Annotated in this window: 16 protein-coding genes and 1 pseudogene; 11 read left to right on the forward strand and 6 right to left on the reverse strand. The window is 66.4% G+C overall.

Annotated features, from left to right (window positions below):
* The first annotated feature begins 62 nt into the window (after positions 1 to 62).
* The 11 genes from R2676_RS21715 (at position 63) to R2676_RS21765 (ending at position 14,507) form a co-directional block, all read left to right on the forward strand.
* Positions 63 to 4,106 carry a tape measure protein gene (locus tag R2676_RS21715; RefSeq protein ID WP_316887518.1) on the forward strand — a complete coding sequence of 1,348 codons (4,044 nt, stop codon included), beginning with the start codon at positions 63 to 65 and terminating at the stop codon, positions 4,104 to 4,106.
* Positions 4,107 to 4,116: 10 nt separating this feature from the next.
* Positions 4,117 to 4,524, forward strand: a complete 408-nt coding sequence (locus R2676_RS21720) for a hypothetical protein (RefSeq protein ID WP_316887520.1) — start codon at positions 4,117 to 4,119, stop codon at positions 4,522 to 4,524.
* Between the two features lies 1 nt (position 4,525).
* Entirely contained in the window at positions 4,526 to 8,110 is a 3,585-nt protein-coding gene (locus R2676_RS21725) for a hypothetical protein (protein WP_316887521.1), read from the forward strand.
* 28 nt (positions 8,111 to 8,138) lie between these two features.
* Complete coding sequence (locus tag R2676_RS21730) at positions 8,139 to 9,407, forward strand: hypothetical protein (protein ID WP_316887523.1); 1,269 nt, start codon at positions 8,139 to 8,141, stop codon at positions 9,405 to 9,407.
* A gap of 3 nt (positions 9,408 to 9,410) precedes the next feature.
* A complete protein-coding gene (locus tag R2676_RS21735; RefSeq protein WP_316887524.1) occupies positions 9,411 to 10,496 on the forward strand; it encodes a hypothetical protein in 1,086 nt (361 codons plus the stop codon).
* Positions 10,493 to 10,888 (forward strand): hypothetical protein, encoded by a 396-nt coding sequence (locus tag R2676_RS21740; protein WP_316887526.1) that lies wholly within the window; start codon positions 10,493 to 10,495, stop codon positions 10,886 to 10,888. The genes R2676_RS21735 and R2676_RS21740 overlap by 4 nt, the downstream gene beginning before the upstream one ends.
* A gap of 3 nt (positions 10,889 to 10,891) precedes the next feature.
* A complete protein-coding gene (locus tag R2676_RS21745) occupies positions 10,892 to 12,916 on the forward strand; it encodes a hypothetical protein (protein WP_316887527.1) in 2,025 nt (674 codons plus the stop codon).
* A complete protein-coding gene (locus tag R2676_RS21750) occupies positions 12,909 to 13,130 on the forward strand; it encodes a hypothetical protein (RefSeq protein WP_102080541.1) in 222 nt (73 codons plus the stop codon). Before R2676_RS21745 ends, R2676_RS21750 begins: the two co-directional genes overlap by 8 nt.
* 137 nt (positions 13,131 to 13,267) lie before the next feature.
* Positions 13,268 to 13,573 carry a DUF6127 family protein gene (locus R2676_RS21755; RefSeq protein WP_316887529.1) on the forward strand — a complete coding sequence of 102 codons (306 nt, stop codon included), beginning with the start codon at positions 13,268 to 13,270 and terminating at the stop codon, positions 13,571 to 13,573.
* On the forward strand, positions 13,570 to 14,046 hold the full coding sequence (locus R2676_RS21760) for a hypothetical protein (protein WP_316887530.1): 477 nt from the start codon (positions 13,570 to 13,572) through the stop codon (positions 14,044 to 14,046). The genes R2676_RS21755 and R2676_RS21760 overlap by 4 nt, the downstream gene beginning before the upstream one ends.
* Entirely contained in the window at positions 14,043 to 14,507 is a 465-nt protein-coding gene (locus R2676_RS21765) for a lysozyme (RefSeq protein WP_316887532.1), read from the forward strand. The genes R2676_RS21760 and R2676_RS21765 overlap by 4 nt, the downstream gene beginning before the upstream one ends.
* An 18-nt stretch (positions 14,508 to 14,525) precedes the next feature.
* Here the strand turns inward: R2676_RS21765 and R2676_RS21770 are convergent, their stop codons facing one another.
* From R2676_RS21770 to ftsH, 6 genes and pseudogenes are all read right to left on the reverse strand, one after another.
* Positions 14,526 to 15,677, reverse strand: a complete 1,152-nt coding sequence (locus R2676_RS21770; RefSeq protein WP_102080537.1) for a S1C family serine protease — start codon at positions 15,675 to 15,677, stop codon at positions 14,526 to 14,528.
* A 24-nt stretch (positions 15,678 to 15,701) separates the two neighbouring features.
* Positions 15,702 to 16,665, reverse strand: a pseudogene (locus R2676_RS21775) (zinc metalloprotease HtpX).
* On the reverse strand, positions 16,643 to 17,140 hold the full coding sequence (gene psiE-GI / locus R2676_RS21780; RefSeq protein ID WP_102080536.1) for a heat resistance protein PsiE-GI: 498 nt from the start codon (positions 17,138 to 17,140) through the stop codon (positions 16,643 to 16,645). Before psiE-GI ends, R2676_RS21775 begins: the two are co-directional and overlap by 23 nt.
* Positions 17,137 to 18,852 (reverse strand): heat resistance system K+/H+ antiporter KefB-GI, encoded by a 1,716-nt coding sequence (kefB-GI, locus tag R2676_RS21785; RefSeq protein ID WP_102080535.1) that lies wholly within the window; start codon positions 18,850 to 18,852, stop codon positions 17,137 to 17,139. Before kefB-GI ends, psiE-GI begins: the two co-directional genes overlap by 4 nt.
* Before the next feature lie 3 nt (positions 18,853 to 18,855).
* Positions 18,856 to 19,296 (reverse strand): heat resistance system thioredoxin Trx-GI, encoded by a 441-nt coding sequence (trx-GI, locus tag R2676_RS21790; RefSeq protein WP_102080534.1) that lies wholly within the window; start codon positions 19,294 to 19,296, stop codon positions 18,856 to 18,858.
* The gene (gene ftsH / locus R2676_RS21795; RefSeq protein WP_217056452.1) at positions 19,293 to 21,173 is read right to left on the reverse strand and encodes an ATP-dependent zinc metalloprotease FtsH; all 1,881 of its coding nucleotides are present in this window, start codon (positions 21,171 to 21,173) and stop codon (positions 19,293 to 19,295) included. The genes trx-GI and ftsH overlap by 4 nt, the downstream gene beginning before the upstream one ends.
* Positions 21,174 to 21,188 lie beyond the last annotated feature (15 nt).

Consider the following 21,188-nt stretch of genomic DNA (forward strand, 5'->3'; position numbering starts at 1 on the left):
GCCTCCTGACGACCCAACAAGTCTGACTGTAATAGTTAGAATTCTACCCGAATCCTACCCTCATGGCAAACCGCATTTCCGTCCTCGTCGCGCTCGAAGGAGCCGACGAGGGGCTCAAGCGCGCCATCACGTCCGCCGAGCGCAGCCTCGGCGAGTTGTCGGCCACGGCCAAGACCGCTGGCGAGAAGGCCGCTGCCGGGATGGCCCAGGTCAAGGCCGGGATGTCGGCCTTCGGCGATCAGATCTCTACAGCCAAGACGCAGCTGCTCGCCTTCCTGTCGATCAACTGGGCGGCGGGCAAGGTGCAGGAGATCGTCCAGATCGCCGATGCCTGGAACATGATGTCCGCGCGCCTGAAGCTGGCGACCGCCGGCCAGCGCGAGTACGCCGTCGCGCAGAAGGAGCTGTTCGACATCGCCCAGCGCATCGGCGTGCCGATCCAGGAAACGGCCACGCTGTACGGCAAGCTGCAGCAGGCGGTGCGGATGCTGGGCGGCGAGCAGAAGGATGCGCTCACGATCACCGAGAGCATCTCGCAGGCGCTGCGTCTGTCGGGCGCATCGGCCACCGAGGCGCAGTCGTCTTTGCTGCAGTTCGGGCAGGCGTTGGCGTCGGGCGTGCTGCGCGGCGAGGAATTCAACTCCGTCGTCGAGAACAGTCCGCGTCTGGCGCAGGCCTTGGCGGACGGCCTGAACGTGCCCATCGGGCGGCTGCGCAAGCTGGCCGAGGAAGGGCGGCTCACCGCCGACGTGGTGGTCAACGCGCTGATGAGCCAGAAAGACAAGCTCGCCAGCGAGTACGCCCAACTGCCGCAAACCGTCAGCCAGTCGTTCGAACGCCTTAAGAACGCCTTTGGGCAATGGATCAACAAGCTCGACGAATCGACCGGCTTCACCAAGAAGCTCGCCGAGGCCCTGACGTGGCTGGCGCAGAACCTCGACACGGTGATGCAGTGGTTGAAGCGCATCGCCGAGGTCGGGCTCGCGGTGTTGATCTACCGCCTCATCCCGGCGCTGATCACTGCTTGGCAGACCGCCGGGGCGGCAGCCGTCGCAGCGGCCAGCGCGACCTCGGCGGCGTGGGCAACCGCGAATCTGTCGGTGTCGGCGGCCGTGGCCAGCGTGGGTGTGCTCAAGACGGCGTTTGCCGTGCTGGGGGCCTTCCTGGTCGGCTGGGAGATCGGGACGTGGCTGTCGGAAAAGTTCGAGATCGTCCGCAAGGCGGGCATCTTCATGGTCGAAGTGCTGATGAAGGGCATCGAGCAGCTTCGCTTCCACTGGGAAGTGTTCGCCGCCATCTTCACCTCCGACACGATTGCCGAGGCCACCAAGCGCCATCAAACCCGCCTCGCGGAGATGAATCAGATCTTCGCGCAGATGTACGCCGACGCGACCAAGGGGGCCGACGCCGCCAAGGGTGCGATGAACACCGCCGCGACCGCCGCCGAGGAAATCGCCAAGCGGCTCGAAGCCGTGCGCCAAGGCACACAGGAAGCGGTCGGGCGCGGCATCGAAGCGGTCCACTCCGCGCTGGAGAAACTGAAGTCCCGCCTCGGCGAGGTCGAACAGGCCGTCGGCAAGGCCAATCAGACGGTCAACGACGCGACCGCGAAGATGGCCGAGGCGTACAAGGGCCTGACCTCCATCGTCGAGGCCAACCTGCAGCGGCAAGTCGAGGCCGTGAAGGCGCGCTACGAGCAGGAGAAGAGCGCGCTCGAACTCTCCAAGCAGTCCGAAGCGGCGCTGATCACCAAGTCGACGCAACTGCTGACCGATGCGCTGACCCAGCAGACCACGCTGCGGCGGCAGGCCACGACGGACGCGTTGAAGCTGATCGACGACGAGTCCCGCGCCAAGATCGAAGCGGCGCGCCGCGATGGGCAGACCCAGGCCGAGCGCGCGGCCAACGTCACGCGGGTCGAAAACGAAATCCTGGCCACCAAGCGCCAGACGATGACGCAGGCGTTGGCCGAGTACCGTCAGCACATCGACGCGCTCAACGCCGAAGCCAACCGGCATCTGGCCGAGATCAAGCGCATCGAGGAGGAAAAGCGCCAGCTCTCGATGACGACGGAGGAGCGCGTCCGCGACATCCGCCGTCAGGGCATGACGGAATTCGAAGCGACCGAGGACCGCAAACGCCAGATCGCCGAGTACCAGGAGAAGGCGCGCGAGGCGCTGGCCAATGGCGAGTTCGAGCAGGCCCGACAACTCGCGCAGAAGGCGATGGATCTGGCCGCGCAGGTGGCGAGCAGCCAGACCAGCGAGGCCAAGCGCGGTGAAGACGCCCGCAAGCAGTCCGAACAGGCGGTGTCGCAGGTCACCCAACTGGAGGCCCAGTCGCGCGAGGCCTATCGCAAGCAGGAATACGCGCAGGCCGAGGCCTTGATGCGTCAGGCCGATCAGCTCCGCGCCGAACTGGCCCAGAAAACCGAGGATGCCGACGCGCAGATCGCGCAGGGCAAGGACGGCGTCAATCAAGCCATCCAGCGCATCCGCGAGTCGGAGGAGATTCTGAACAAGACGCTGGACGCCGAAGCCAAGGCGCATCAGACGGCGGCACAGTCGGCTCTGACGGCCCGCGACCAGATCAAGCAGACGCTGACGCAGACTTCAGTCGAGATCGATCAGATCACCGCCAAGCTCAAAGACGGCCTGAAGGTCACCATCGACGCCGACACCGCGCGCTTCGACAAGGCCATCGCCGATCTGGACAAGGCGCTCGCCGAGAAGGAGGTGCTGCTCAAGATCCAGGCCGATCTGCAGGAGGCCGAGAAGAAGCTGCAGCAGTACGAGCAGCTTCTCAAGGAAGGCAAAACCCTGCCGGTCGATGCCGACGTGTCCAAGGCGAAGGACGCGCTGGCCAGGCTCAAGACCTACGCCGACCAGAACTCGCAGCTCGAACTGAAGGTGGCGACCGAGAAGGCGCAGGCGGCGATCACCAACGTCGAGGGGATGATCAAGGCATTGGATCGCATCCAGACCGAGTCGCGGCACGTGGTCAGCACCAATGCCGATGCGGCCCGCGCCGAGATCATGAGCCTGAACGGGGCCAACACCTCGAGCACGCACACCATCTACGTGCAGCGGGTCGAGGTCAACGCCACCGGCGGTCTGGTTGATGGTGGTGTGCGGCGCTTCGCCGACGGCGGCGCGGTGGCCCCGGCGTTTCCCCGGATGAGCGGTGGCTCGGTGCCCGGCTCCGGCCACCACGACACCGTTCCGCGCACCCTGGAGGCCGGCGCGTTCGTCATCCGCAAGGCGGCGGTGCGTAAGTACGGCAGCGGCGCGCTGGCGCGTCTGGCCAATGGTGTCGCCCACTTCGCGGTCGGCGGACGCGTCGCCTCGTTAGGCAGCACCGGTTCCCCCGGCAGTGATCCGGACGGCAAGCCCAGCACGCCGAAACGCAACCGCGAGGCGGTCGAGGCCTTGAAGATGATCGACCTCGGCCTGCAGGGCATGGACGAGTACACGCGCTGGCTGGAATGGAACTACGGTGCGTCGGTCAGCCTCGACATGCGCTGGAAAACGATGGAGAGCTACGGCAAGCAGGCGCAGGAGGATCGGCGGCTGCTTACGGGCTTCATCGACCGCAAGACGCTCACCGGCAACGAGCGCCAGAATCTGGAGCGCATCAAGCAGACGTGGCGTCAGGCGATGGCCCAGCCGCTGCTCTGGGGCAAGGACCTGGAGCGCGAGCTGATCGACTACATGGAGCAGCACCAGGGCGAGTTCTACCGGCGCGGCGGCCTGTCGAAGTCGGACACCGTGCCCGCGATGCTGACGCCCGGTGAGTACGTCGTGAACAAGGAAGCCGTCGCCCGCTACGGCGCCGGCTTCTTCGAGGCGATCAACAACCTGTCCGCTCCGGCGCAGGCGCTGGCCGGTCGCGTGCTGGCGGGCGTGCAGGGATTCGCCTCCGGCGGTCTGGTGCAACCGATCGGGTCCGGGCTGACGCGCCCAGTGCTGCCGAGCGATGGCGGTCCCGCTCGCACCGTGCGCGTGGAGCTGTCCTCGGGTGACCGCAAGGTCAACGCCACCGTCGATGCGCGCGACGAGTCGCGCCTTCTGCAACTCCTTGATGCCGCCCGTTCCCGGGCGGTGTGAGTCCTTCCCGATGCAACTGAAGAACCTCTCCGACGAGGTGGCCCTGCTGCTGCCCGACGATTTGCTGTGGAGTGATGAGCACGCCTGGACGCCCGCCGTGGCGTCCGCGTCCTACCTCATCACTGGAGCCTTGCTGATCCAGTCGGCGACCCGGCAGGCCGGGCGTCCGATCACGCTGGTGGGCGCGCCCGACATGGCCTGGGTCACCCGGGCCACGGTCGAGCAGTTGCGCGCGTGGGCGGCGATTCCTGTCGGCAACAACACGGGCCGCTTCGCGCTGACCTTCGCCGATGGCCGCTCGTTTTCGGTGGCCTTCCGCCACGCAGAAACGGCCATCGAGGCCGAGCCGGTATTGGGCATCCCGGCACGCGCCGACACCGACTTCTACCGCCTGACCCTTCGATTCCTGGAGATCTGAGATGCCGATCCAATCCGGCGACGTGAAACTGCTGAAGTCCGCCGTGATGGCGGACGTGCCCGAGGGAGGCGGCGCACCCACCGGCATCACCATCGCCGACGGCGTCTCCAACGCCATCTTCCCCGATATCTCCGAGCTGGACCGTGCCGGCGGCCGGGTCAATCTGCGCAAGACTTTCGTCTCGGTGCAGACCGACGACACCGACACCTACTTCGGGGCGAACGTGATCGTGGCCGAGCCGCCGCAGGATGCCCGCGTCAGCGTCACCCTGTTCAGCACCGAGAAGACCTTCGACACCCGCGAGCAGGCGCAAGTGCGCATCGAGGCCTACCTCAACAAGGGCCCGGAGTGGGCGGGCTATCTGTTCGAAAACCACATCGCGGGTCAGCGCGTCATCCAGCTTTTCCAGCGCGTCACCGACACCATCCCCAATGTCGGCCAGACGCTGGTCTTGATCGAAAACGAGGCGCTGGGCACGCAGAAGGAGCAGTACATCCGCGCGACCTCGGTGTCGGTCGTGGAGCGCACCTTCACCTACAACAGCGACCAGGACTACAAGGCCAACGTCGTCACGGTCGAGATCAGCGACGCGCTGCGCTACGACTTCACCGGCTCACCCGCGACGCGCACATTCACACGCGCCAGCAACAGCACCAAGGTACGCGACACGGTCGTGGCCGACGCGGGCACCTATGTCGGTGTCGTGCCGCTGACGCAGGCTGCCAATGTGGGCGACTTCACCATCAAGGGCGCGTCCATCTACACGCAGCTCGTGCCCAGCGCTCAGACCGAGACGCCGATCTCCTTCGTGCCACCCTACGCTGCAGCAGGTTTGCCGGTACCGGGCGCGGCACCCGTGAGCTACACGGCCAGCCACGCCTGGAACACCAGCATCAAATTCAACCTGCCGGGCGGCTGCCTGCCGGGCTCGCTCACCATCCAGACCGACGGCATCACGATCTTCGACGACGCGGGCCTGCTCAAGACCGCCAGCGGCACTGTCGGCACCATCGACTACGCCAACGGCATCCTGGGCCTGAACGCTGGCTCGATGTCCAACTCGAAGGCCATCACCTACACGCCAGCCGCGCAGATTCTGCGTGCGCCGCAAAGCTCGGAGATTCCGGTCACGCCGGAGTCGCGCAGCCAGTCCTACGTCGGCACGGTCAATCCGGTGCCGCAGCCCGGCACGCTGTCCATCAGCTATATGGCGCAGGGGCGCTGGTACGTGCTGTCCGACGGCGGCAATGGCTCGCTCAAAGGATTGGATGCCAGCTACGGCGCGGGCACGTTCAACAAGAACACCGGCGCGTTCGTCGTGACGCTCGGAGCGCTGCCCGACGTAGGCAGTTCACTGATCCTGACCTGGAACGTCCCGACGCAAGAGACGCAGCAGCCGCAGGCCAGCCTCAAGGCTTCGCAGAGCCTCGCCTTGAATCCGCCCGCCGGGACTGCGGTACAACCCGGCTCGCTGACAGTCAGTTGGGAGTACAGCGGTACCAAGACCGCGTCGGCTGCGACGTCTGGCGTGCTGTCCGGGGCAGCTACCGGATTCCTGAGCGCCGCGCAGAACCGCCTCGACTTCGCGCCCAACGTGATGCCGTCTGTGGGCACGCAGATCACCGTCAGCTACGTCGCAGGCCCCAAGCAGGAGGATTCGTTTGCTCACCCCTCCCGCAATGGCGCGGGGCTGCTTCCTGTCACCGCGACCCTCGGATCCATCGAGCCCGGCTCGCTCGAGGTCGAGTGGAACACGCTGACCGACACGGCGGTGCTGGGTGCGTACACCCTCGCGCAACTGCAAGAAATGGGCGTTCAGGCTGCGTGGCGCGACCCGACCCAGATCGGCCGCGACGACGGCAGCGGCAACGTCGTCCTCAACGGCGCGAGCATCGGCACGGTCAACTACGCCACCGGCGAGGTGATCTTCAACCCGGACGTGACCGTCCGGATTCCACGCCCGAACTACACCTCGGCCGCCATCGCGGGAACCGGTCGCTGGCGCCTGAACTATGGCGGCCTGTCCTACGTTGCCGCGCCGTCGCTGTACCCGAACGACGAGTCGGGCTACGTGAAGCTGCGCTACAACAGCGCGGGTTCCACCAGCAACCACACGGAGACCTTTCAGTTCGCGCCCAGCTTCAAGCTGGTGCCGGGCGTGAACGCCCAGGTGGTAACGGGCACGGTGCTGCTCACGACCAGTGGCGCGCAGCCCTGGGGCGACAATGGTCAGGGCGCCTTGCGCGAGTTCACGCCCAGCGGCTGGATCACGCGCGGCACGATCAACTACCTCTCGGGCGACGTCACTCTCACGTCCTGGACGGCGGGTGTGAGCAATGCGATCACGCGCGCCAGTTGCGTGACCACGGTCGGCGAGAACATCTCCAGCGAGTACGTGTTCCGCACCGGCGCGGCCCCGCTGCGACCGGGGTCGCTGTCGATCCAGTACGCCCGCGCGGTCGGCGGCACGCAGAACGTGACGGCAGGCATCGACGGCAAGATCGAGGCGACCGGCATCAACGGCAGCGTCGACTACGAGACCGGCCTGGTACGCGTGCGCTTCGGCACGACGGTCACGGCGGCCGGCAACGAGAGCGAGCCGTGGTACGCCGCCGACCGCGTGGGTACCGACGGCAAGATCTTCCGGCCCGAGCCGGTGGCTGCCTCCAGTGTGCGCTACAGCGCAGTGGCCTACAGCTATCTGCCGCTGGATGCCGATCTGCTCGGCATCGATCCGGTGCGGCTGCCCAGCGATGGGCGAGTGCCGATCTTCCGTCCGGGTGGCTTCGCCGTCGTCGGCCACACCGGCAAGATCACCACCCCGGTCAGCAACGGCCAGACCATCGATTGCGCCCGGGTGCGCCTGTCGCACGTGCGCGTGGTCGGCCACGACGGATCGGTGATCCACAGCGGCTACACCGCCGATCTGGAAGCGGGCACCGTCACCTTCACCAACGTGACGGGCTACAGCCAGCCCGTGACCGTCGAGCACCGCATCGAGGACATGGCCGTGGTGCGCGACGTGCAGATCAACGGCGAGATCAGCTTCACGCGCCCGCTGACGCACGCGTACCCGCTCGCCAACCCCGGTGATCCCGCCTCGGGCAGTTTCGTGTCCAGCGCGCTGGTGGCCGGCGACCTGTTCGCCCGCGTCAGTCTGGTGTTCGATCAGGTGACCTGGAGCGGCGCTTGGGTCGACGCGCTGTCGGGCAGCTCGGCGACCGCGACCTTCAACAACACGCAGTACCCGATCCGCGTCACCAATCGCGGCGCGGTCACCGAACGCTGGATCGTGCGCTTCACCAACAGCACCGCCTTCGAAGTGATCGGCGAGAACGTCGGCGTGATCGCCACCGGCAACACCAGCACCGATTGCGCCCCCAACAACCCGGCGACCGGCGTGCCGTACTTCCATCTTCCCGCCCTCGGGTGGGGCAACGGCTGGGCCACCGGCAACGTGCTGCGCTTCAACACCATCGGGGCGCAGTTCCCGGTGTGGGTGGTGCGCACGGTGCAGCAGGGGCCGGAATCCGTGCCCGACGACAACTTCACGCTGCTGATTCGCGGCGACGTGGACACCCCTTGATTCCCGAAACCTTCCCACAGGAATTCGTATGACCGACCTGACCGTCAGATATTTCAGTAGCGGCATGGCGGGCGCGCCGCAGATCGCCAACAACTGGGGCGATCTGGTGACGATGCTCGATGCCTGCCTCGTCAACGGCTTCGCCCTGAAGGCCATCGACTCGCTGACCTTCGCCAATGGGGTTGCGACGGCGACGATCACCTCCGGGCACGCTTACCTGCGAGATCAGGTGGTGTTGATCGCCGGGGCCGATCAGCCCGAGTACAACGGCTTGTTCCGCGTGCTCGCGACCACCACGACCACCTTCACCTACGCGGTGACCGGCACGCCCGTGTCACCCGCGACGACCGCCACCAGCCTTTCCGCCAAGGTCGCCCCGCTGGGCTGGGAGAAGCCCTTCGCCAGCGCGAACAAGGCAGCCTACCGCAGCAAGAACCCGGCTTCGCCGCAGAACATTCTGCTGATCGACGACAGCCTCAAGACGCCGAACTACACGACGAGCTGGGCCAAATGGGCCAACGTCGGCATCGTCGAGGATCTGTCGGACCTCGACACCATCGTCGGCGCGCAGGCTCCCTACGACCCGAATAGTCCGACACAGAATTGGAAGCAGGTCACCGCGAATCAGTGGGGCTGGTACAAGTGGTACCACGCGCGGCAGACCGGCTACGACACTTACGGCGACAACGGCGGCGGCAATCGCAACTGGGTGCTGGTGGGCGATGACCGGCTGTTCTATCTCTTCGTCACCAATGCCGCCGGGTACGGCTGGTACGGGCGCAACAGCTACTGCTTCGGCGACATCACGAGCTTCAAGCCGGGCGACAACTACGCTACGGTGCTCTGCGCCGACGACCTGTACTGGAGCTTGAACAACCAGTACATCAGCTACCCCGGCCAGTACAACGGTTACGGACTGGTTTCGTCGCTCGATTTCACCGGCAAAGTGCTGCTGCGCAATCACACCCAGCTCGGCAACCCGGTGCGCTGGGCGACCACGTCGCTGAACACGAACAACGGCCAGCAGATCTGCGGGCGCGGCCCGATGCCGTTTCCGAACGGAGCGGACTACAGCCTGTGGCTGCTGCCGACCTACGTGCGGCAGGAGGACGGCCACATGCGGGGCCTGATGCCCGGAATGCTATGGATGCCACAGGATCGACCGTACAGCGACCAGACCATCGTCGACAACGTCGTCGGCCAGGCGGGCAAGAGGTTCCTGCTGGTCAGGACGCAGTACAGCTCGGAAACCGAGGGCGCTCAGATCGCGTTCGACATCACCGGGCCGTGGAGGTGAGGCGTGGGCTACCCGCTCAACGACACCTTCGCCACGGCACCGGCGAACGGCTACACCACGGTGCTCGGCAGCATGTCCGCCAGCCACAACGGCGCGCAGCAGGCCATCGACATCTCTGCACCCAATGGACAGTCGATCCTGCGTTTCAATGAAACGGCACACGGCGATTTCTGGTTCGAGGCCGATGTCGAGTTTCTGACCGACCCGAGCGCCCGCAAGCACATCGGCCTGTGGATGACGACAGGCAATGGAGCCGAAGGCTACCGGTTCGCACATCTCGACGGTGCCTGGAGCGTTTCCCGCTGGAACAGCGGCTTCGGCGACGGGGCGGCGGTGACGGGCGGCGTCAACGATGGAGCGAAGCCCATTGCCGGGATGCCCGACGCGGCCCCGGCCTTCAACGTCGGTCAGCGGATGATCCTGCGCTGCGAAGTCATCGTCGGTGCCCTCGACGCCAATGGGGTGCCGTGGGCGCGCCTGATCCAGTTCAAGGCCGGCGGCGTGCTGATGTTCCAGGTCGGCGATGCGGCCTACCGGGGCAAGCTGATTCCGGGCGTGTTCCTGTACGGGGCCACGGCGCGCGTCCACGCCATCGCAGGCGACACGCCTTCCGGTCTGCCCGAGTTTCCCGCGACCGTGGGCGTGAACGCCGACGACGAGCTGGTGCGGCTCGCCGGTGGTTCGACCTCGGTGTTGCCCGATCCCGCTGCCGACATCGGCGTCAACGCCCACGTCGACCTGATCCGCCGCAACAGCCCATCGAGCGAGTTGTGGAGCCGGGATGGCGGCTACGACTGGCGCTTGCGCACGTTTCCAAGTGCGCGCAAGGACATTCACTTCAGCGGTCACGGCGTGATCGCCGGGACGGTGAAAGAGAAGGGGCCGCCCGACCAGCCGCTGGTGCGAAGGGTGCAGCTCATCAGCGAGAACGCCCGTGTCCTGGTCGCCGAGACCTGGTCTGATGCCAGCGGCAACTACCGATTCGAACTGCTGGACCCGGCGCAGCGATACACCGTGGTCAGCTACGACTACAAGCAGATGTACCGCGCCGTGATCGCGGACAACCTCAAGCCGGAACCGATGCCATGACCGTCGCCATCACCGTCGAACACAACGAGGCGCGTCTGGCGGGCACGCTCGCGTTCCTCGATGCGGGGAGCAATCCGGCGCGTCTGCGCATCTACGGCGGGGCGCGCCCTGCCACGCCGTCCACGACGCCGAGCAGTGCGATGTTGGTCGAGATCAAGCTGACCAAGCCCGCCGGCACGATCTCGGGCGGGTTGCTGACGCTCACGCAGCAGGAGGATGGGCTGATCACCGCCACGGGTGTGGCCACCTGGGCGCGGCTGGTGAACGGCAACGAGGTGACCGCCCTGGATCTCGACTGCAGCGGCACCGACGGCAGCGGCGACGTGAAACTGGCCAGCACCAATCTTTACCTGGGCGGTGATGCCCGGATGGTGTCGGCGATCCTGGGGTAAGCGGTGCCGAGCACCCCCATTGAACTGGCGCTGGCCGCCACGCTGCCTGCGCCCGTGGTGGATGTCGAACTCGGGCCGCACTTAGTCGACCTGCTGTTCGACCAGCCCGCCGCCACCGACGCCGACCTGGTGTTCGGGGCCAACTACATCGCCCCGCGCGACGACGTGACGGTACGGGCCACGCTGCCGCTGCCGGTCGTTGCGATCAAGTTCATTCCCCCGGCCCGGGCCGAGCTGTTGGCCGAACTGCCAAGCCTGACGGTGCGCTCGCTGATTCTGCGCCCGAGCGTGCCGTTGAACGTGGGGACTGGCGCAGGCGCGAGCCTGCCCGGCGTGGTGTTCACCGGCGAGGTCAGATACGCGTCGCACACGCAGCGGCCCACGGTCGGCCAGACCTCGCACCACTGGCAAGTGGCGCGGCAGACGGAGGACGGCGCGGATCACGGCCAGCAGGATGCGGCCGCGACGCCCGCAGGCTGGGAGACGTTCTGGAGGCGCACGCTCGCTTCGCCACATGGCATCGCGCACCGGTTGCCCCCGATCTTGGCCGCCGCGCCGGAGCAGCGCCGCACGGCTCAGCAGCAGGCCACGCGTCTGATTGATGCGACCTGGTTCGCACATCAGGATGGGACGCACCTCGAACTGGCCCGCCACGGCTCGTTCCAGAACGCCGTTCGCTTGCGCGACGCCACGCGCTTCCGGCATCAGGACGGTGATCGCACCAAGCGCGCCGGTCGAGTCGCTTTCTGGCAAGTCGCGCGGCTGCTCACCCAGCATCAAGGTACCGACTTCCAGAGCACCAGCCCTGCGCCGAAAGGTTGGCACGGCAGGTTTCAGGAAGCCGTGCCGCCACCGCCAGGGATCAGCGTCTGGGTGGTTCCCGAGCCGCCCGCGCCGCAACCTTGCTACACGCCGAGCGCGCACCTGCTGTTCGCCGCATTGGCCCCGGCGGACGGCCAGTTGCTGTTCGTCTGCGAAAACCATACCGAGCCGCCGCCCGGAGGGGAGCCGGTGGTCGTTCCTGTCCGGAGGGTGTACTTCGTGATCAACAACGTGACGCTGCACCGCCTGCCCGATGGCATGCCGGTGCCGGTGTTCAGTCTCTCGCTGTCGCTCGACGCCGCATCCTGGACGTGGGGCTTCGATGCGCAACTGCCTGCCAAGGCGGAAAGCTTGGTGGCACCCGGCAGCGCCGCCGGCCCGGTCGAACTGGTCGCCAGCATCAATGGCACGGCATTCCGCGTCTTGGCCGAGAGCATCAGCCGCGAGCGCATCTTCGGCGACGCCAGCATCCGTATCTCGGGGCGCGGACGCAACGCCGTGCTGGCCGCGCCCTATGCACCGGTGATGACCTTCGGCAACGCCGAGGCACGCACCGCGCGGCAGCTGATGGACGACGTCCTCACGCTCAACGGCATCCCGCTGGGCTGGACGGTCGATTGGGGCCTCACGGACTGGAACGTCCCAGCCGGAGTGTTCGCCCGACAGGGAACGTGGATCGAGGCTCTGACCGCCATCGCCAGTGCGGTCGGGGGCTACCTGATCCCGCATCCCTCCGACCAGAGCATCCGCGTGCGCCACCGGTATCCGGTCGCGCCGTGGGAGTGGAACACCGTCACGCCAGACTTCGTGCTGCCCGTCGATGCGGTGGCCCGCGAGTCGCTGCGCTGGGTAGAGAAGCCCGGCTACAACCGCGTGTTCGTATCCGGCCAGGATGTCGGTGTGCTTGGGCAGGTGAGCCGGGCTGGGACTGCCGGGGATGTGCTGGCCCCGATGGTGGTCGATCCGCTCATCACCGAGGCGGCGGCCGCGCGGCAGCGAGGCATCGCCGTGCTCGCCGACACCGGGCACCAGATCGAAGTCAGCCTGCGCCTGCCGGTGCTCGCCGAGACCGGGATCATCGAGCCGGGGGCGTTCGTCGAGTACCAGGACGGCAGCGTCACCCGGCTGGGCCTCGTGCGCTCGACGCAAATCGAGGCGGGCATGCCCGAGGTCTGGCAGACGCTGGGGGTGCAGGGCTATGCATAACCTCTACGAGCAGTTCCGCCAGCTAATCCCCGACCCGCCGCTGCAGGCGGGCACGGCGATCGACGTCGGCTCCGGCGTGGTCACCGTCGCGTTGCCGGGTGGCGGCCTGATCAAGGCGCGTGGCAACGCGGCCGTCGGCCAGAAAGTGTTCGTGCGCGATGACGTCGTCGAAGGCATCGCGCCCAGTCTGACGCTGGAGATCATCGAAATCTAAAGCACCGCCGTTTGACCGATTCACCCCTGAGACCCGCCTCGATGCCGACGCATCAGGCGGGTTTCGCATTTGGCTCCGGCATCACGTGGCTGCGCCACATGAGCCTACGCCGCAACTTCGTTGTCTGGAGAAAGCAAATGACCGAACCCGAACAACATCAGCCCGCGCTCATCGAGAACATGCTGCTCTTGCGCCGCGAAGACTTCGACGAGCTGCTCGACCGCGCCGCCCAACGCGGAGCCGAGCGTTGCCTCGCCCATCTCGGCCTGGAGAACGGCAGTGCCGCGAAGGACATCCGCGAACTGCGTGATCTGCTGGATGCGTGGCGCGACGCGCGCCGCACGGCGTGGCAGACTGCCGTCAAGGTCATCACCACCGGCATCCTCGCCGCGCTGCTGGTCGGGGCCGCCCTCAAGTTGAAGCTGATGGGAGGCGCGCAATGATCGAGACCTTGCTCGGTGGCCTCCTCGGCGGGGCCTTCCGTCTGGCACCTGAGATCCTCAAGTGGCTGGACCGCAAGGGCGAACGTGGCCACGAACTGGCGATGCAGGACAAGGCGCTGGAGTTCGAGAAGCTGCGCGGCGCGCAACGAATGTCGGAAATCGGCGCGGGTGCCGACGCGGCGTGGAACACCGGGGCCATCGAAGCGTTGAGGGAGGCGGTCGCCGCACAAGGCCAGCGATCCCGAGTGCGCTGGGTGGATGCCTTGTCCACCAGCGTGCGCCCCATCATCACCTACTGGTTCATGGCGCTGTACTGCGCGGCCAAGACGGCGGCGTTCGCGGCCGCCGTGACCGCTGGCGCGGGATGGGGCGTTGCCATCCTGCACGCCTGGACGGAGGCCGATCAGGCGCTGTGGGCCGGGGTGCTGAACTTCTGGTTCCTCGGGCGCGTGTTCGACCGGGTGCGGCCGTGATCGAGGTGCCGCAAATGGCCATCGACTTGGCCAAGCGCTTCGAGGGGTTCCATCGGGTGCCGAGAGCCGATCCCGGCCGCGCGCATCCCTACGTCTGCCCAGCTGGCTACTGGACCATCGGCTACGGCCATCTCTGCGATCCGAATCATCCGCCGATCACGGAGGTCGAGGCGGATCGCTACCTGGCGGACGACTTGAGAATCGCGCTGACCGCCACCCTGCGCTACTGCCCGGTGCTGGCCACCGAACCCGAGAGCAGACTCGCGGCCATCGTAGATTTCACGTTCAACCTTGGCGCAGGGCGGTTGCAGACATCGACGCTGCGACGGCGCGTCAATCAGCGCGACTGGCCCAGCGCCGCAACCGAGTTGCGGCGGTGGGTCTTTGGCGGTGGCAAGGTGCTGCCGGGGCTTGTCACGCGGCGGGAGGCCGAAGCGACTTGCCTGCTCCGCGCCGCCTGATAGGCCGGGTCGACTCGATCAAATCCCCGGTTGCAGCTCCACGCGCACTTCCCGCGTTTTGCCGGCCCGTTCCACCGACAAGACCACCACATCACCGACCTTCCTGTCGTCCAGCCGCGCGAGCAGCTTAGCCACATCGTCCGTCGCCTTGCCATCAACACCGATGATGCGGTCGCCGGGCACGATGCCTTGTGGCGTGACTTCAACACCCGCGAGGCCGGCCTTGTGCGCCGCCGAGCCGGGGGTCACACGCAGCACGAACACGCCCTTGCTTCCAGTCAGCGCCAGCAGGCGCTGATTGAGCTGTTCGTCCACCTCAATGCCCAGCGCCGGACGGATGTACTTACCGGTCTTGATGAGTTGCGGGACTACGCGCATGACGGTGTCCACCGGCACGGCGAAACCAATCCCGGCCGAGGCGCCGGAGGGGCTATAGATCGCCGTGTTGATGCCGATGAGCCTTCCTGCCGAATCGAGCAGCGGCCCACCGGAGTTGCCAGGGTTGATGGCGGCGTCGGTCTGGATCAGGTGATCGATGGCCGGGCCGCCCGCTTCTCCGGGTAACGAGCGGTCGAGCGCGGAGACGATACCGGTGGTGAGCGTCCAGTCCAGGCCGAAGGGGTTGCCAATGGCAAAGACCTTTTGGCCTACCTTGAGGTCGGCGCTGGTGCCCACCGGTACGGCCGGCGGGCGCTTGAAACCGACGCCGATCTTGAGCACGGCTATGTCGTGCTCGGGGCTCGCCCCCACCAGCGCGGCCTGGTAGTCGCGGCCGTCGGCCAGTTTGACGGTGGCTTCGGACGCGCCCTGGATAACGTGGAAGTTGGTCACGACATGGCCGGCGTCATCCCAGATGAAGCCCGAGCCGGTACCGCGGGGCACGGAGAAGACATTGCGCGTCCAGACATCGCGTATCAGCTGTGCGGTGGTGATATACACCACCGAGGCGCGCGACTTTTCGAACAATTCGATGGTGGCTTTCTCGTCCGCCGCCAGATCGCCACGCGCCGTGACGGTGCGTTCTGCCGCCTCGCGCGGACTGAACCAGGCCTCGATGGCAGGCAGGAACTGCCACAGCAGCATGAGCGCGGCAATGCAGGCGGTGATGAAGAGCCAGCGACGGACGAAGTGGTCCGGCGCGGGGCGTTGGTACGGGTCGAGATAGGTCATGAGAAGTCTCCTGTTGATGGGCAATCAGCGCCACAGCCCGCTCGGGCCAGCGCGGCGGACGCGTCGCCAAAGCGGATTCCGGCAAAAAATGGGGCGCGTGGAGTGGCAACGCTGATGCTGGCCCAGGCGCCAACGTCAGCAGGCGTGAGATGCGCTCTTGCGTTGCCGGATGCGTGCGCAACCAGGAGGGCTCGGGATTGCCCCATCCCGGCCACAGCCAGGCACGCCAGGAGCGGCTGACCCGCTCGATTTTCGCCAGCGCAGACGCAAGCCCGTGCGGGTCGCCAGTCAGTTCCGCCGCGAGGCGGTCAGCGTCGAACTCACGCACGCGAGACAAGCCGAGCTGTGCGAGCAGGGCCAGCTGGGGCGATGCGGCCAATAACAATAGACCAGGCCAATAGACCTCCGCCGCGCCAACCAGCAGCGCGGGCAGGCTGAGCAGGATCGCGATCTGTCCCAACATTGCCAGCAGGCTAGTGAGGCGACTGACGGAATCCGCCAGACCCATGACGCGCAGATCCTCATTGGCGATGTGCGCGACTTCATGCGCGAGCACACCCGCCAGCTCGCGTGGGCTCAGGCTGCGCAGCAGGCCATCGGTGAGGGCGATCGATGCATCCTGCTTCGAGCCGGTGGCGAAGGCGTTGACGACGGCACTGGGCACGTAGTGCGGCACCGGCGTGGCGGGCAAACCGGCACGGGCGGACAGCTCGCGCAACAGGGCCCAAATCTCGGGGGCTTCGTGCGGGTGCAAAGCCCGTGCACGGTACAGGCGCAAGGTCAAGGCGGATGCTGCTGCCGGTTCCAGCAGCAGCATGCCTGCAACTGCAAACAGCGCGAGCCACAGGCCGCTTTCCCCGAACAGCAGGCTTCCTGCGGTGGCTGCGATCCCGATCAGGGTCAGGACCAACAGCCCGGTCTGCAGGCGGTTGAGCCAGCGGTGTTGCAACAACGCCGCGCGCGGGTCACTGGGATGATGACGGGTCATGCTCAGATGTCTCGGCGGCGCGGTCGTCGCGCTCGCGCAGCAGCCAGTAAGTGGCACCGAGCGCCAGTGTGGCTCCTGCAAGCGCGGCGATCTTGCCGGGGCTCGCCTCGGGGTCGAGGATCACGAACTTGCGCGCCAGCGCGATCAGGCCGATGAGGATCACGGTCTTGACCTGGATGATGCTGTCCCGACGCAGCGCCACGCGCACGATGGAATGCTTGAACTCCATCGCGATCAAGAGCGTCATGATCATGCCGAACACACTCTGGAATACCTTGTGATCCAGAGGATTGAAGGCATCGAGGATCAGCAGCGTGAAGACGATGGCGATGAGCTGGAGCAGCGACACCACGATGATGACGGCAATCACCGCCGACAGCACGAGCGCGACGACCTGTTCGAAACGCTCGTAAAAGCTCATGATGGCCCATTGGTCACGCAAGACCTGAAATGGGTTGCGGAGTGTTGATTTCATGAAGATGGACTCCCTGCGAAACCGCCGCTGTCGAGATGGCGGCGCATTGCACTGATGTTTCGTTCGACCATTTCGGCCGACATGCCAAGCGTCGTCATCACCTGTTCCGCCAGCCCAAGGGCTGCGGCAAAGGATTGCTGGTACACACGCACGTTGGGCATGGCGCGAAATGCATCGGCCGTGGTCGTACTTCTGCATGACATCCACAAGGTCAGCGCCGGACGGCGCTCGGCAATCGCCTGGGCGATGCGCAACGCTTGCTGGGCATGGGCGAACGTCAGCACCACCATGCGCGCATGCGTCAAGCCGGCAGCCAGCAAGGTATCGGGCCGACTGGCATCGCCATGGAACACTGGCGCACCGGCGGCACGCGCGGCCTCGACCTTCTGCTCGTCCGCCTCCAGGAGCAGATGCGCCACGCCGGCGTGGCGAAGAATCTCGCTGACTGTCAGGCCAAGCTCGCCTGCGCCGCAGAGGATGACGTGGTCTCGATATCGCGCTGTCTGCGCAGCGATCTCGACTTCTTCTGCCTGGGGTGGCTGAATGACGCCGCCTGTGCGGCTCAAGAACCGGGCAAGTACATCGTGGTGGCGAATCAGTAGCGGTGCCAAGGCCATGCTGAGCACCAGCGCGACCAGCATGGGTTGTACGACGGTCGCGGGGATCAGATGCTGCTGCAAGACCATGCCCAACAGCAGCAGGCCAAACTCCCCGCCATGCCCCAGTGCAATGCCCGTGCACCAGGCATCGAGGGCGGACAGGCGCGTCGCCCGCAAGGCCAGGGTATTGAGCAGGATCTTGACCGGTACCAGCGCCAGCAGCCATGCCAGCACTGCCAGCGGTGCCGAGAGCACCTGCGCCCCGTCCAGCTGCAGACCGATGGTCACGAAGAATACGCCCGACAACACGTCGCGAAACGGCTTGAGGTGGCTTTCCATGTGGTGACGGAAGTCGCTCTCGCCCAGGACCATGCCGGCCAGAAAGGCCCCCAGGGCGGCGGATACACCGACCGCGTGTGCAGCAGCGGCGGCAGCCACCACCACGCACAAGGAAACCAGCACGAACGCTTCCTCATGACCTTGGCGAGCCACCCAACCCAGCAAGCCGTGCAATACACGGCGCGAGGCAACTGCCGCTGCTGCGAACAACACCAGCACGCCCAGCACTTCGAGCAGCACGCTCTCGATCTTCGGCGACTCGCCGCGGGCCCAGATCGCCAGCAAGGCCAGCAGGGGCACGCTGGCCAGGTCCTGAAAGACAAGCACGGCGATGGCGCTGCGGCCATGGCGCGTGGTGAGTTCACCCTGGTCGGCCAACTGCCGGCTGACCAGCGCCGTGGAAGACATGGCCGCCGCAGCGCCGAGCAGCGCAGCGCTCTGAGCTGGCTGCCCCAGCCACATCAATAGCAGGATCAGCGGGGCGGCCACGGCGATCATCTGCAGAGCGCCCGCCATCAGCACCGTCTTGCGGGCGAGCCAGAAGTGCCCGAGGGAGAACTCCAGCCCGACCATGAACAGCAGCAGGGCCACGCCCAACTCGGACAGAAAATCAAGCGCTTCTCCCGGCGCGATCACACCGCTGACCGAGGGGCCCAGCAAGGCGCCGGCGGCGAGGTAACCCAGCAAGGCGGGCACTCTGAACGCCGCCGTCGCCATCGCCGCCAGGCTGCAAGCCGCCAGCAGGATCAGCGTAGCGCCGAGCAAGCCCTGCATCGGTCAGCGCCCCACCTGTGCAGATGCCCAGCGCACGATGTCCTGCGCGCCCATGGCGCCTGCCTGGCGGGCGATCTCCCGCCCACTCTGGAACAGGGCGAGCGTCGGAATGCTGCGGATGCCGAACTGCGCGGCCAGGTGGGGCTCGGCTTCCGTGTTCACCTTCGCCAGCCTGATCCTGGGTTCAAGCTGGCGCGCGGCTTGTTGAAACTGCGGCGCCATTATCTTGCACGGCCCGCACCATGGCGCCCAGAAATCGACCAGCAGCGGCAAATCGCTGCGCTCCATATGGCGCGAGAACGTCGCCGTGGTCAACTCGATGGGCTCGCCCGTAAACAAGGGCTGCTGGCAGCGGCCGCAGTTGGGACGATCCGCGAGCTTGGCGGCCGGCACGCGGTTGATGGACTGGCAGTGCGGACAGACGATGTGAAGGTGTTCATTCATGGTGTACCCCTTGGAGAAGTGGAGACGGAAGGTTCTGGCTGCGGGGTTGCCGAATCGCTGGGTGCGGACTGCAAGCCCTGTGTCAGTTGACGGATGTCGTTCTCGTCGAGTGTCTCCCGCGCCAGCAGTTCGCGCGCACAGCGCTCCAGCACCGCGCGGTTGGTGTCGAGAATCCGGTAGGCGCGCTCGAACACACCCATCACGATGTCGCGGATGGCCTGATCGATGCGCGTCTGGGTCGATTCGGCCACCCGGCAGCCGCCGTGGGCCAGTTCCGGTGTATCGAGAAAGCGTGGCCGCTGCGCCTCGAAGGCGATGTAGCCCAGCCCCTCGTCCATGCCAAAGCGGGTGATCATGTCGCGGGCGATGTCGGTGGCCCGCGCGAGGTCATCGGCAGCCCCGGTGGACAACTCACCGAACACCAGCTTTTCGGCGGCACGCCCGCCCAGCAGCACGGCAATCTTGTGTTCCAGGTCGGCGCGCGTCATCAGAAAGCGGTCTTCGGTGGGGCGCTGCAGCGTGTAGCCGAGCGCGCCGATGCCGCGCGGGATGATCGAGATTTTGTGTACCGGGTCGGTGCCTGGCAGCGCCAGCGCCACCAGCGCATGGCCCATTTCGTGATAGGCCACGGTCTCCCGCTCCTTGGGGTTGAGCACGCGGTTCTTCTTTTCCAGGCCCGCCACGATGCGCTCGATGGCCGCGGTGAAATCCTGCAACTCCACGGCGGACGCTTTGCGCCGGGTCGCGGCCAGCGCGGCCTCGTTGACCAGGTTCGCCAGGTCCGCGCCGGAAAAGCCCGTGGTCAGCGCAGCCACCTTTTCGAGGTCGACATCCTGAGCCAGTGTCACCTTCCTGACATGAACTTTCAGGATGTCCAGCCGCCCCTTCTTGTCGGGCCGGTCCACCAGCACCTGACGGTCGAAGCGACCGGCGCGCAGCAGCGCCTGGTCGAGGATTTCGGGCCGGTTGGTGGCAGCCAGGATGATGAGCCCCACCGAACTGTCGAAGCCGTCCATCTCGGTGAGCAGCTGGTTCAAGGTCTGCTCGCGCTCGTCGTGGCCGCCGATGGGGCCGCCGACACCGCGCGCGCGGCCCAGTGCGTCGAGTTCGTCGATGAAGATGATGGCCGGCGCCTGCCCGCGCGCCTGCTCGAACAGGTCGCGCACGCGCGCCGCACCCACGCCGACGAACATCTCGACGAACTCCGAGCCTGAGATGGAGAAGAACGGCACCCCGGCCTCGCCCGCCACGGCCTTGGCCAGCAGGGTCTTGCCCGTGCCGGGCGGGCCCACCAGCAACACACCTTTCGGGATGCGGGCGCCGAGACGACCGTAGTCCTGCGGGTTCTTCAGAAAATCGACGATCTCGACCAGCTCGGCCTTGGCTTCATCCACACCCGCCACATCGGCAAAGGTGACGCCGGTGTTCTTCTCCATGAACACCTTGGCGCGGCTCTTGCCGATGCTCAGGAAGCCGCCCATGCCCTGCTTCTCGGCGAAGCGGCGGAACAGGAAGAACCAGACGCCGAAGAAGGCCACCGCCGGCAGAATCCAGGAGAGCACATCACGCAGCCAGGTGCTTTCCACCACCCGCGCATAGGGCACGTCGTACTTGGACAGCCGCTCGGCCAGGTCGGGTTCGACACGGGTGGCCACGATGGTGGTCTTGCCCCGGCTGTCCGGCGATTTCAGGCGCCCGGTGACCGTGCGGTCCGACACCAGCACTTCGGCGACGCGCCCCTCGGCCAGCGCCTTCTCGAATTCGCTGTAGGGCACGGGCTCGACGGTCTTGGCCGCCTGCCAGTAGTTCTGCAGCGTCAGCAGCAACAGGCCGGCGACGATCCAGTAGCCAATGTTCCATTGATCTTTCTTTTCCATGGGCAATGTTCCTCG

This window comes from Ralstonia flatus, from assembly GCF_958439105.1.
GTDB lineage: Bacteria > Pseudomonadota > Gammaproteobacteria > Burkholderiales > Burkholderiaceae > Ralstonia > Ralstonia flatus.